General features: G+C 64.2%; 11 protein-coding genes. 9 read left to right on the forward strand and 2 right to left on the reverse strand.

Annotation, left to right across the window (positions count from 1 at the left end):
• Positions 1-7: 7 nt before the first annotated feature.
• A complete protein-coding gene (locus tag GWL_RS04865; protein WP_008327334.1) occupies positions 8-805 on the reverse strand; it encodes a transporter substrate-binding domain-containing protein in 798 nt (265 codons plus the stop codon).
• 347 nt (positions 806-1,152) lie between these two features.
• A complete protein-coding gene (locus tag GWL_RS04870; protein WP_008327336.1) occupies positions 1,153-2,358 on the reverse strand; it encodes an aminotransferase class V-fold PLP-dependent enzyme in 1,206 nt (401 codons plus the stop codon).
• A gap of 302 nt (positions 2,359-2,660) precedes the next feature.
• On the opposite strand from GWL_RS04870, the gene GWL_RS04875 reads away from it, so the two are divergent.
• The 9 genes from GWL_RS04875 to GWL_RS04915 all read left to right on the forward strand — a co-directional run bounded on the left by GWL_RS04875 (position 2,661) and on the right by GWL_RS04915 (position 12,678).
• The gene (locus tag GWL_RS04875) at positions 2,661-3,599 is read left to right on the forward strand and encodes a LysR family transcriptional regulator (RefSeq protein WP_008327337.1); all 939 of its coding nucleotides are present in this window, start codon (positions 2,661-2,663) and stop codon (positions 3,597-3,599) included.
• A gap of 132 nt (positions 3,600-3,731) precedes the next feature.
• Positions 3,732-5,204: an NAD(P)-binding domain-containing protein gene (locus tag GWL_RS04880; protein ID WP_008327338.1), complete on the forward strand. Its 1,473-nt coding sequence runs from the start codon at positions 3,732-3,734 to the stop codon at positions 5,202-5,204.
• Positions 5,201-6,175: an ABC transporter permease gene (locus tag GWL_RS04885; RefSeq protein WP_034350103.1), complete on the forward strand. Its 975-nt coding sequence runs from the start codon at positions 5,201-5,203 to the stop codon at positions 6,173-6,175. Before GWL_RS04880 ends, GWL_RS04885 begins: the two co-directional genes overlap by 4 nt.
• Positions 6,172-7,134, forward strand: coding sequence for an ABC transporter permease (locus GWL_RS04890; protein ID WP_008327340.1), 963 nt, complete (start codon positions 6,172-6,174; stop codon positions 7,132-7,134). Before GWL_RS04885 ends, GWL_RS04890 begins: the two co-directional genes overlap by 4 nt.
• Positions 7,131-8,123 carry an ABC transporter ATP-binding protein gene (locus GWL_RS04895; RefSeq protein ID WP_034350104.1) on the forward strand — a complete coding sequence of 331 codons (993 nt, stop codon included), beginning with the start codon at positions 7,131-7,133 and terminating at the stop codon, positions 8,121-8,123. Before GWL_RS04890 ends, GWL_RS04895 begins: the two co-directional genes overlap by 4 nt.
• The gene (locus tag GWL_RS04900; RefSeq protein ID WP_008327342.1) at positions 8,116-9,123 is read left to right on the forward strand and encodes an ABC transporter ATP-binding protein; all 1,008 of its coding nucleotides are present in this window, start codon (positions 8,116-8,118) and stop codon (positions 9,121-9,123) included. The genes GWL_RS04895 and GWL_RS04900 overlap by 8 nt, the downstream gene beginning before the upstream one ends.
• A gap of 114 nt (positions 9,124-9,237) precedes the next feature.
• The gene (locus GWL_RS04905; RefSeq protein ID WP_008327343.1) at positions 9,238-10,824 is read left to right on the forward strand and encodes an ABC transporter substrate-binding protein; all 1,587 of its coding nucleotides are present in this window, start codon (positions 9,238-9,240) and stop codon (positions 10,822-10,824) included.
• 4 nt (positions 10,825-10,828) lie between these two features.
• Entirely contained in the window at positions 10,829-12,160 is a 1,332-nt protein-coding gene (locus GWL_RS04910) for an acyl-CoA thioester hydrolase/BAAT C-terminal domain-containing protein (protein WP_008327344.1), read from the forward strand.
• Positions 12,157-12,678, forward strand: a complete 522-nt coding sequence (locus tag GWL_RS04915) for a CMD domain protein (protein WP_008327345.1) — start codon at positions 12,157-12,159, stop codon at positions 12,676-12,678. Before GWL_RS04910 ends, GWL_RS04915 begins: the two co-directional genes overlap by 4 nt.

Genomic DNA, 12,678 nt, shown 5'->3' on the forward strand with positions numbered 1-12,678 from the left:
GTTCTGCTTATTGGAAAGTGGTCGCCATCTTGGCGGGCAAGGGCACGTTCAGCCATTTCTGCACGATGGCATTGAGTTCGCCATTTTTCTTGGACGCGGTCAGGACCTCATTGACCTTGTCAAGCAAGGCCGCTTCGCCCTTGTTGAGGCCGACGCTGCAGCTGGATTCCTGGATGATGTACTTGAGCACCGGCTTGTTCTCAGGAGCCTTCTCGGCCAGCGCATAGGCCACGAAATCGCCGGTGCCGACCAACTGCACCTGGCCGGACACGTAGGCCGAGATCATGGCGTTGTTGTCTTCGTAGCGCTTGATGGTGGCGCTCTTGGGGGCCGTGTCGGTCAGTTGCAGGTCCTGGAAGGTGCCGCGTGCCACGCCCACGGTCTTGCCCGCCAGGTCGGCCGGGCCGCTCACCTTGACTGAGGCTACCCCGAAGACGCTGTTGTTGTAGGGCGCATAGGATTGCGAGAAGTCGATCACCTTTTCACGCTCGGCATTCTTGCCCAATGTGGAGATGACCAGGTCCGCCTTGTGCGTCTGCAGGTAGGCGATGCGGTTGGCGCTGGCTACAGGCACCAGTTGCACCTTCACGCCCATTTTTTGCGCGATCAGCTTGGCCACATCGATGTCCAGGCCCTGCAGTTGCAGCTCGGAATTGACCGAGCCGAACGGCGCGAAGTCCTGCGGCACGGCGATGCGAATGGTGCCGGCCTTCTGGATGTCGGCCAGCGCGTCGGCCCGTGCGAGTTGGGTGGACAGGCCCAGCAGGGCCAGCGAGACGGCCAGCACCGGTTTGGCAAATTTCATGTAAATCCCTTTCGTTGAATGGACTGTGTCGTGCCGGGGCGGGTTTGCAATGACCATGCCAGGCCTGGCGCGGGAGCGGCGGCCCGGTTGCCAATGCGCCGCAACAGGCGCCCGCGCTATCGTCCGGGATGGTGCCGATCCGGCATGATGTGATGCCGATATGGACTGGCCGATGGAGGGGCAAGGTCGGGGCGATGTTGGGGCGGGCGGGCACCAAGTTTGTACCTGTCCCGGAGAGTGATAATGTGATCGCCCGCCTGGCGCGGCACGAAAAAAAACCACGGATCACACCGTGGTTCTGCTCAACGGCCGGGTCGTGGCCGCGCCCGTGAAGGGGACGGGGCGCTTCAGTCGCCGGTCAGTGCGGCAGCCTCGACTTCATGCGCCAGCACTTGTCGTACGGTGGCCACGACATAGTCGATCTCGGCCTCGCTGGTACCGCGTCCCAGCGAGAAGCGCACGGCATTGCGCGCCACCTCGGGCGAGCGGCCAATGGCCAGCAGCACGAAGGAAGGGGCCGACGCCGCCGAGTTGCAGGCTGAGCCGGCCGACACCGCAATGCCCAGCAACTGGCTGCCCAGCGTGCCATAGCGCGTGGGCGGAAAGCTCACGTTGAGGTTGTGCGGCACGCGCGCCTCGGCGCTGCCGTTCAACTGTACGCCCGGCAAGTTCGCCAGGCCCGACCACAGGCGGTCGCGCAGGCAGCGGATGCGGCGTCCTTCTTCTTCCAGCAATTCTCCCGCCAGCGCAAAGGCCTCGCCCATGCCCACGATCTGGTGTGTGGCCAGGGTGCCGGAACGCATGCCGTTTTCATGGCCGCCGCCATCGATCTGCGCTTCCAGTGTCAGATCCGGGGTGCGACGCACGTACAGGGCACCGATACCCTTGGGGCCATAGACCTTGTGCGCCGAGAAGGACATCAGGTCTACCTTCAACTGCTGCAGGTCGATGGCGATCTTGCCGGCAGCCTGCACCGCATCCACGTGAAAGATCACGCCGCGTTCGGCACATACTTCGCCCAGTTCGGCAATCGGCTGTATGACGCCGATCTCGTTGTTCACATACATCACCGAAACCAGCAGCGTATCCGGCCGCAGTGCCGCGCGCAGCTGCGCTGCCGTGATCAGGCCGTCTGCATCGGGCTGCAGGATGGTGACCTCGAAGCCCGATTTCTCCAGCGTACGCATGGTGTCCAGCACGGCCTTGTGTTCGGTCGCTACCGTGATGAGATGCTTGCCTCGCCCCTGGGCACGCAGCGCGTGGGCACTGCCTTTTAGCGCCAGGTTGTTGGATTCGGTCGCCCCCGAGGTCCAGATGATTTCATCGGCCCGGGCACCGACCAGGCCCGCCACTTGTGCACGTGCCCGGTCGACCGCGCGCCGCGCCTCCCAGCCAAAAGGATGGGAACTGCTGGCCGCATTGCCGAACTTCTCCGTGAGGAAGTCGCACATGACGCGGGCCACACGCGGGTCAACCGGCGTGGTGGCGCCATAGTCCAGGTAGATGGGGAAACGAAGATCGGCCGACGGGCCGCAGGGAGCAGGGGCGTTCATGACGGTGTTCCGGAGAGTGCAGCGTATTCCAGTTGAGCAGGGTGACCAGCGACCAGCACATACAGTAACGCCGTCGCCCGCATCCGGAAAACGACTTTGCGCTTATTTGTATATACGATTTGTAAAGATTGCCCGCGAGCATCGCCACTGGCCAGTCCGCAAGGCAGGAGGACGGCGAGATTCGCGATCACATGCCACCTCACGTATTTGCTTATACAAAATTATTATACTGAAATAGAATACAAGCAAACCTATAATTCGAAAATCATATGCAAGCACTTTGATCAAGGAATGCGATTTCCATGGACCTGAACCAGCTGGAGGCCTTTGCTGCTGTAATGACCCTGGGCAGTGTGACCGGTGCCGGCCGCAGCCTGGGCCGTTCGCAGCCGGCCGTCAGCAAGGCCATCGGTGATCTCGAGGCCGAGCTGGGCTATGCCCTGTTCGATCGCAATGGTCCGCGCGTCACGCCCACGGCGAAGGCTTTTCTGCTCTATGAAGAGGTGGAGCGCTCGCTGGTGGGCCTGCGCAGCATCCGCGAGCGTGCGCAGGAGATCGCCCGCGAAGAAGTCCATCCCGTGCACCTGGTGGCGACGCCTGCCCTGGCCTCGACCATCGCCCCGGCGGCCCTGCAGTTGCTGGCTGCCGACAGGGAGCGAGCCTTCCCCGAACACGTCCACCTGCGCAGCGCCTCGGCCGAGCAGGTGGTGCATGCAGTCCTGCACCGTACCGTCAGCCTGGGGCTGACCTCGCTGCCGGTGGCCCATCGCGGGCTGGAGCTGCACTGGATCGGCGAGGCACCCTGCGTGGCGGTGGTGCGCGCCGACCATCCGCTGGCCGGTCGCGACAAGCTCACCCGCGCGGCCCTGCGTGGCCAGCGCGTCATTACCATGTCCAACCGCTATCGCCTGCGCCAGCGCGTGGAGTTGGCGCTGGGCGAAAACAGCCAGCTCGATGTGGCCATCGATACCAATACCTCCTTCAACGCCATCATGGCCGCCCGTGCCGGGCTGGGGGTGGCGCTGGTGGAGCCGGCCACGGCCTATGGCATGCCCATCGAGGGCATGGTGGTCAAGCGCCTGGCGGTGGAGATTCCGTTTTACTTCGGCGTGGTCACGCCCTATGGCAAACCGGTCGAAGGCGTCACGCAGCGCCTCATCGATGCCGTGGAAAAGGCCGCCCGCATGACCTTGCAGGGCTTCGTCAAGCGCGATGCCAGCCTGCATGACGAATTGTTGTAAATGATTTGGCAGCACGCAGTTAGAACCCAAGCAAGCAGCGTCAACCGGGAAGGGCGTTGCATCACAAAACCCGAATCGAGACGATCGCAGGCCCTTGCCCGCGACGTCTCTTCATGCTTTTGACGAGGCGCTATGCACGAGACCGAACCGACCCTGATCCCCGCTGCTCCCCCGCAAGGACTGGCTGCCCTGGAGGCGCGCCTGCGCCAGGACCTGCAGTGGCTGGCGCTGCCCGGCAAGTCGTGGACCCCGGCCATCCTGCGCGACGGTGTGCCGGTGATCGACGTGGCCATCATCGGCGGCGGCCAGGCCGGCATGGCCGCCTCGGTGGCGCTGTCGCACCTGGGTATTCCCAATGTGATCTACGACCAGTCGCCCAAGGACTTCGAAGGCCCCTGGGCCACCACCGCGCGCATGGAAACCCTGCGCTCGCCCAAGACCCTGACCGGTCCCGCACTGGGCTTCCCGGCGCTGACCTTCCGTGCCTGGTTCGAGGCCCAGTTCGGGCTGGACGCCTGGGAAGCGCTGGACAAGATCCCGCGCCTGCAATGGATGGAGTACCTGCGCTGGTTCCGTCGCGTCATGCAGCTCGATATCCGCAACGAACACCGCGTGCTGGCCGTGCAGCCGCGCGCCGATGGCATCGTGGCGCTGCAGCTGCAATCGCCTGCGGGCACATCGACCGTGCTGGCGCGCCGCGTGGTGGTGGCCACCGGCCGCGACGGCCTGGGTGGCGCCTACCTGCCGCCGCTGGCCGATCAGTTGCCGCGCGATCGCTGGGCACATTCCTCGGACCTGTTCGACTATGCCAGCCTCAAGGGCAAGCGCGTGGGCGTGATCGGTGGTGGCGCCTCCGCCATGGACAGTGCTGCCACCGCACTGGAAGAGGGGGCTGCGCGAGTGGATATGCTGATCCGCCGCAAGGACCTGCCGCGCATCAACAAGGGCAAGGGATCGGGCAGCCCCGGCCTGGTTAACGGTCACCTGCACCTGTCGGACGAATGGAAGTGGCGCATCCGCCACTACGTCAATGCGCAGCAGGTGCCGCCGCCCTCCGGCAGCACCCGCCGCGTCTCGCGCTTTGCCAATGCACGCTTCCTGCTGGGCACCGCCATCGAATCGGTCAAAGTCAAGCCGGACGGCACGCTGCTGCTGCAGACCAATCGCGGCCCGCTGGAACTGGATTTCCTGTTCTTCTCCACCGGCTTCAAGATCGACTGGAGCCTGCGTAGCGAATTCAAGGACATCGCCCCGCACATCCTCAACTGGAGCGACCGCTACACTCCGCCGGCCGGCGAAGAAGACCAGGAGCTGGCCGACTCGCCCTACCTGGGGCCGGCATTCGAGTTCCAGCAAAAGACCCCGGGCAGCCTGCCGGGCCTGGAGCGCATACATTGCTTCTGCTATCCGGCGGCGGCCAGCCATGGCACGGTTTCCGGCGACATCCCCGCCATCAGCGATGGTGCCTACCGCCTGGCGCAGGGCATTGCTGCACTGATGTACGGCGAAGACGTGGAGTATCACTACCGCAATATCCAGTCCTATGAAGAACCGGAACTGGAAGGCGACGAATGGAGCGAATCGCCCTGGGAGCTGCCCGCATGAGTGCAGCGATCGCAAAGAGCGTGTTGCAGGCGCTGATGGTGGTGCTGTTGATGACGGTGATCGTCTTCTTCGGTCTGCACATGATCGGCAATCCGGTCGATATCCTCATCGGCCAGGATGTCGATCAGGTGGACCGCCTGCGCATCATCCAGGAACTGGGACTGGATCAGCCGGTGTGGCGCCAGTACCTGGCCTTCCTCAATGGCGCGCTGCACGGCAATCTGGGCAACAGCTTCGTCTACAACACTCCGGCCATCCTGCTGATCTTCCAGCGCCTGCCGGCCACGCTGGAACTGGCCTTGGCGGCATTGCTGCTGGCCTTGCTGGTCGGGGTGCCGCTGGGGCTGTTGGCGGGCATGAAGCCGGATCATCCCTTCTCGCGCCTGGTGATGACCACCAGCATCTTCGGGTTTTCGCTGCCGACCTTCTGGATCGGGCTGATGTTGATCATGGCCTTCTCGGTCACGCTGGGATGGCTGCCTTCGGGCGGACGCGGCCAGACCGCCCAACTGTTCGGTGTGCAATGGTCGTGGCTGACTGCGGACGGCTGGCGTCACATGATCCTGCCGGCCATCAACCTGTCGCTGTTCAAGATTTCGCTGGTCATTCGCCTTACCCGCGCCAATGTGCGTGAGGTGCTGCCGATGGACTACGTGAAGTTCGCCCGTGCCAAGGGCTTGTCCCCGGCGCGCGTGGTGCTGATGTACGTGCTGCGCAATACGCTCATCCCGCTGGTGACCGTGGTCGGGCTGGAGTTCGGCTCCACCATTGCCTTTGCGGTGGTCACGGAAAGCATCTTTGCCTGGCCTGGTGCGGGCAAGCTGATCCTGGACAGCATCAACGCACTGGATCGTCCTGTCATCGTGGCTTACCTGATGGTGATCGTCTGCATGTTCGTCACCATCAATCTGGTGGTCGATGTGCTCTACAAATTGTTGGACCCGCGTGTGCGGGTGGAGGCCCGTGCATGAGCGCGCCGCAGACCGAAGTGACGATGACGCAAGAACAGGTGCGCGCCCGCGTGGCCGAGCTGTCGGCCTTCCAGGCCCCGCGTCGCGAGTCCCCATGGCGGCGCGTGATGCGCCATTTCGTGGCCTCGCGTTCGGCCATGCTGGGACTGGTGATCGTGCTGCTGCTCATCGTCGGCGCCATCGCTGCTCCGTGGATCACGCCGCAGAATCCGTATGACCTGATGCAGCTCGATGTGCTTGATGCACGCCTGCATCCTGGCACGATTAACGGTGCAGGCAGCTTTACCTATTGGCTGGGCACCGATGGCCAGGGCCGCGATCTGGTCTCGGCCATTCTCTATGGCCTGCGCATCAGCGTGGGCATCGGCGTGGGCTCAGCCCTGATCGCCGGTGTCATCGGCACGCTCATTGGCCTGCTGGCCGCGTATGCCGGTGGCAAGGTCGATACGCTGCTCATGCGCTTTGCCGACCTGGTGTTGTCCTTCCCTTCGATCCTGGTGGCAATGCTGATCCTGGCCTATGTGGGCAAGGGCATCTTCAACGTGATGGCCACGCTGGTGGTGCTGGAGTGGGCGTATTACGCGCGCACCGCACGCGGCCAGGCACTGGTGGAGCGGCGCAAGGAATACGTGGAGGCCGCGCGCGGCCTGAATCTGTCGTCCTGGCGCATCATGGTGCGCCACATCCTGCCCAACTGCCTGCCGCCGCTCATCGTCATCGGTACCTTGCAGGTGGCGCGCGCCATCACGCTGGAGGCGACCTTGTCCTTCCTCGGCCTGGGGGTGCCCATTACCGAACCCTCGCTGGGCCTGCTCATCTCCAATGGTTACCAATACATGCTCTCGGGCGAATACTGGATCAGCTTCTATCCCGGCATCACGCTGCTGGTGGTGATCGTGGCCATCAACCTGGTCGGTGACCGCCTGCGCGACATCCTCAACCCACGGTGGCAGAAATGAGCGCGCCTACTCTTGAGGTGCGCAATCTGCGCACCCATTTCTTTACCCCCGAGGGTGTGCTGCCGGCGGTGGATGACGTCTCGCTGTCGGTCGGGCGGGGTCGCATTCTCGGCCTGGTCGGTGAATCCGGATCGGGCAAGAGCGTGACCGGCTTTTCCATCCTCGGCATGGTCGATGCGCCGGGTCGCATCGTCGGCGGCGAGATCCTGTTCCAGGGACGTGACCTGGTCAGCATGGACAAGACTTCGCTGCGCGAGCTGCAGGGCAATCGCATCGCCATGATCTTCCAGGACCCGATGATGACCCTGAACCCGGTCCTGAAGGTGGAGGCGCAGATGGTCGATGCCGTGCTGGCGCACAGCAAGGTCGGCCGCCAGCAGGCGCGCGAACTGGCCCGTGACACTCTGGGCATGATGGGTATCGCCAGCCCGGAGGAACGGCTGCAGGCCTATCCGCACCAATTGTCGGGCGGCATGCGTCAGCGCGTGGCGATTGCCATCGCGATGCTGCACAAGCCTGACCTCATCATCGCCGATGAACCCACCACCGCGCTGGATGTGACCATCCAGGCGCAGATCCTGTCGGAAGTGCAGAAGCTGGCGCGCCAGCATGGCACCGCGCTGATCTGGATCACGCACGACCTGTCCGTGGTGGCGGGCCTGGCCGATGAAGTGGCGGTGATGTATGCCGGGCGCATCGTCGAGCAGGGCAGTGTGGATGCGGTGCTGGATGCGTCGCTGCACCCCTATACGCAGGGCCTCATCGGCAGCCTGCCCAGCAACAACCGGCGCGGTGCGCGTCTGCGCCAGATTCCCGGGATGACGCCCAACCTGCTGCACCTGCCGCCGACCTGCGCCTTCGCTGCCCGCTGCGAGCGCCTGTCCCGGCAGTGCCTGGTGGCCCCCGCGATCAGCGAGCCACTGCCGGCGCACCGGGTGCGCTGCCATCACCCCATCCCAAGCACACAGAGCAACGAGCACCATGGATAAGGCCGTCATCCCTCTGATCGAAACCCGCGCCGTCAGCCGCCGCTTCGGCGAGCGCCGCCAGGGCTGGCTGGAACGCCAGTTGCAGGCGCGCGGCTGGAGCCGACCGCCGGCCGTTACCCATGCGCTGGACCAGGTGGACCTCAGGGTCTTGCCTGGCGAAGTAGTCGGCCTGGTCGGCGAATCGGGTTGCGGCAAGTCCACGCTGGGCCGGGTGGCCTGCGGGCTGCTCGAACCTTCCGATGGCCAGGTGCTGGTCCATGGGCGCGAGCGCGCCAGCCTCAACGGCAGAGAAGAGGCCGAGGCACGCCTGCAGGTGCAAATGATTTTCCAGAATCCGTATGCCAGCCTGAATCCGCGTTTGCGCATCGACCAGATTGTCGGCGAAGCAGCGCAAGTGAATGGAAAGGTCGAGGGCGACCTCGATGCCTACGTCTGCCAGCAGTTGCTGCGCGCCGGTCTCGATCCGGCCCTGCGTGACCGCTATCCGCACCAGTTCTCCGGCGGCCAGCGCCAGCGCATCGGCATTGCGCGCGCACTCGCGGTGCAGCCGCAGATGCTGGTCTGCGACGAGGCAGTGGCGGCGCTGGATGTGTCGATCCAGGCACAGATCCTCAATCTGTTCATGGACCTGCGTGAGCAACTGGGTCTGACCTATCTCTTCATCAGCCATGACCTGGGGGTAGTGGAGCACGTGTCGGACCGCGTGGTCATCATGTACCTGGGGCGTGTGGTGGAAAGTGCGCCGGTGGCCGAATTGTTCGGCCAGCCCAACCATCCCTACACGCAGGCGCTGCTGGCCGAGGTGCCGCGCATGGGAGCACGCAAGAAGGAATTCACCGCCATCAAGGGCGAGATCCCCAGCCCGCTCAATCCGCCCACTGGTTGCCACTTCAACCCGCGCTGCCCGCATGCCACGCAGCGTTGCCGTGAAGAGCAGCCGGTGTTGCGCGAGATCGCGCCGGGACACAGGAGTGCCTGCCATCTCAATGATGGCCGTTGACAAGGTTTGTTGAAATGTTCTACCTACCGTTCGGACTGAGCAAGGGGGCCGTCCAGAAAGCCCCGAACTGATGTATCCGTAGTGCTTCCACCCTGACCACAGAGGAACCCGACCATGAAGAAGACCCTCCTGACCCGCCTGCTGGCCGTCGCCCTGACCGGTGCAGCCCTGGCCGCTGCCGCCGATGCGGCGCATGCGCAGAACCTGAACATCGGCTTTGCCGATCCGCTGTCCTCGCTGGATCCGCAACTGAACAACCATGCCGGTGACCGCTCCGTGGACCTGCATTTCTGGGACCTGCTGGTCCAGAACGATTACAACAAGCTGGTGCCCGGCCTGGCCGTGAGCTGGAAGAACATCGACCCCAAGACCTGGGAATTCAAGCTGCGTCCCAACGTCAGGTGGCAGGATGGCAAGCCCTTCACAGCCGATGACGTGATCTTCTCCTACCAGCGCGCCCGCGCGGTGCCGGGCAGCGTGGCCACCTTCGCCGGCTACCTGCGCACGGTGGAATCGGTCACGGCCAAGGATCCGCTGACGCTGGTCATCAAGACCAATGTTCCCAATCCGGACCTGCCGCTGAATCTGGCCTCGGTGCATATCGTGAGCAAGCACGTGGGCGAGAAATCGACCACCGAGAACTACAACAGTGGTGCCGCGATGATCGGTACCGGCCCTTACAAGTTCGTCTCCTACATCCCGGGTGATCGCGTGGTGATGCAGCGTAACGACGACTACTGGAATGGCAAGGCGCTGTGGGAAAAGGTCAACTACCGCTACATCAACAATGGTGCGGCGCGTACCGCTGCGTTGCTCTCGGGTGATGTGGATGTGATCGACAAGGTTTCGGTGTCGGACCTGGCCAGGCTCAAGCAGTCACCCGATATCAAGGTCTATCCCTACAACGGCCTGCGCGTGCTGCTGATCCAGCCGAGCTTCCATGAAGGCCCGAGCCCCTTCATCACCGACAACAATGGCAAGCCGCTGGAGAAGAACCCGCTGCTGGACGTGCGCGTGCGCCGTGCCATGTCGCTGGCCATCAACCGCAAGGCCCTGATCGACCGCATCCTGCAGGGTGCGGCCACCGAGGCCAACCAGTGGATGCCGGCCGATACCTTCGGCTACAACCCGGAGATCAAGAACATCCCCTTCGACGCTGCGCAGGCCAAGAAGCTGTTGGCCCAGGCCGGTTTCCCGGAAGGATTCAAGCTGACCATCCACGTGCCCAACGACCGCTATCCGCTGGCGCCGGAGACCATGCAGGCGGTGGCGCAGTTCTGGACCCGCATCGGCATCAAGACCCAGGTCGAGGTGCTGCCGTGGGCGTCGTATTCCTCGCGTGCCAACAAGAACGAGTTTGCCGTCTCCGTGCTGGCCTGGGGTAACGGTACCGGTGAAGCCAGCTATGCGCTGGTCAATGTGCTGGGGACGGTCGATCCCAAGAAGGGGATTGGTGCCTCGAACTGGAACCACTACAGCAGCCCGGCCGTGGACAAGGCCCTGGCCGATTCGACCGCCGAGTTCGATGCGGCCAAGCGTGAGGCCATTCTGCGTGGTGCTGCCAAGACGGTCTCGGACGATGTGGGCGTGATTCCGCTGTATCACTACCAGAACATCTGGGCGGCCAGGAAGGGCCTGAAGGTCACTCCGATCACCAGTGACCGTACCACCGCCATGATGGTGACGCAGGACAAGAAGTAAGCGCATGCCCAACTTCTCGATTGACGTCAGCCCGGCCGACGACCTGATCGACGTACCCCGCCGCATCATCGTGCGGGGTGCGCATCCGGGCGAGCCGGTGCGCATTTCCTCGTCTACCTTGCGGGAGGGTATCGAGTGGCGCAGCGCCGCCTGCTACATTGCCGATGCCTACGGCAATGTCGACGTGAGCATGAATCCGGCCATCGATGGCGATTACTACGGTATCGATCCCATGGGGCTGCTGTGGTCGCAGAAGCCGGTGCAGGCCGGCCGGCGCGATCTCTTCCATGCCGATGTGCTGGCGCCGCTGGTGACCACGCTGACGGTCTCTTCACTGGATCAGCCCGGGCTCGCACCTTGTGTCCCGGCCAGTACCGAGCTGGTGCAACGGCTGGCCGGTGCCGGCGTGATCCGGCGCGAGGTGCGGGAGCAGGGGCTGGTCGGTACGCTGTTCCTGCCGGCCACGCCGGGGCCGCATCCGGCGGTGATGATTCTCAACGGGTCCGGTGGCGGCATCAATGAACCGCGTGCCGCGCTGTATGCGGCGCGTGGTTATGCGGCCTTTGCGCTGGCGTATTTCAAGGCGCCGGGCCTGTCGGACTACATCTCCAATACACCGCTGGAATATGTTGAACGCGGTCTGGACTGGTTGCGTGCCGAGGTACGTCCCTTGCACGATTTCGTCGCCATCAGTGGGCAGTCGCGCGGCGGCGAGCTGGTGTTGCTGCTGGCTGCGGTCTTCCCGCAGAAGGTCTCGGCGGTGTTGGCCTATGTACCCAGTGCCCTGGTACACAGCGGCCAGAACGCGGCTGACCCGGCCGTGGGGCGGGAAGGTCCGACCTGGTTGCTGCGCGGTGTACCCTTGCCGCATCAATGGCAGGACAACCGCACGGCCAGCTGGGCACCGTTTGACGAAGGCCCGGCCCCGCACCGTCATGCGCTGGCCATGCTGACTGCGCTGCAGGATGAGGATGCGGTGGCGCGTGCCCGCATTCCGGTGGAGAAGATCACGGCACCGGTGTTGCTGCTGTCGGCCACCGATGATGGTTCCTGGCCTTCCAGTCTGTATTGCGCGATGGTGCGTGACAAGCTGGCCGAGGTGTCGCATCGCTGGCCGGTGGTATGGCGCGACTATGCGCATGCCGGCCATTCGATTCTGTTCCCGTTTGTTCCGACCACGCAGACCACGTATGCGCACCCGGTCTCGGGGCGCATCAGTACCGGTGGCGGCGAGCCCGCCGCCAATGCCCGCGCCGATCTCGACGCCTGGCAGCAGGCGCAGCACTTCCTGCGCGAGGCGCTGGCCAGGCACACATCCACAAAGGAAATTTCATGAGTACCCCTGTCTACGACATCAGCAAGGATGTCATCGACCAGTTGGCCGGTCTGGCCGCTGGCAGTCCCCTGCACGGCCTGCGCCATCAGCGCGACAAGGTGGCCGTGGCGTCACAGGGCAGCTATGACACCTTGTTCGATCCGGCTCTGGAGGGCATCGGCCTGGACGAGCGTCTGCTGGTGGCGCTGTACGCCTGCCGTCTGGCGGGTGCGTCCGATCTGGCTGCGCACTACCGCGAACGTGCGCAGGCGGTGTCGGCGGATGCCGGGCAACTGGCGGTGGCTGAGAGTGGCGCGCCTGAGCAATTGCCGGAGGGCCGTTTGCGCGCCATGCTGGTCTTTACGCGCGCGTTGACGCAGCGGCCGGTGGAAGGCGACAAGGCGGCGATCGAGAAGCTGCCGGCCGCTGGCATCAGTACGCCTGCGGTGGTGGCGCTGTCGCAGCTGATCGCTTTCGTGTCCTATCAATTGCGTGTGGTCGCGGGCCTGAAGGCCATGCGTGCTGCCGCTGCCCAGTAA

Origin of the sequence: Herbaspirillum sp. GW103, assembly GCF_000261365.1 — a bacterium.
GTDB lineage: Bacteria > Pseudomonadota > Gammaproteobacteria > Burkholderiales > Burkholderiaceae_D > Herbaspirillum.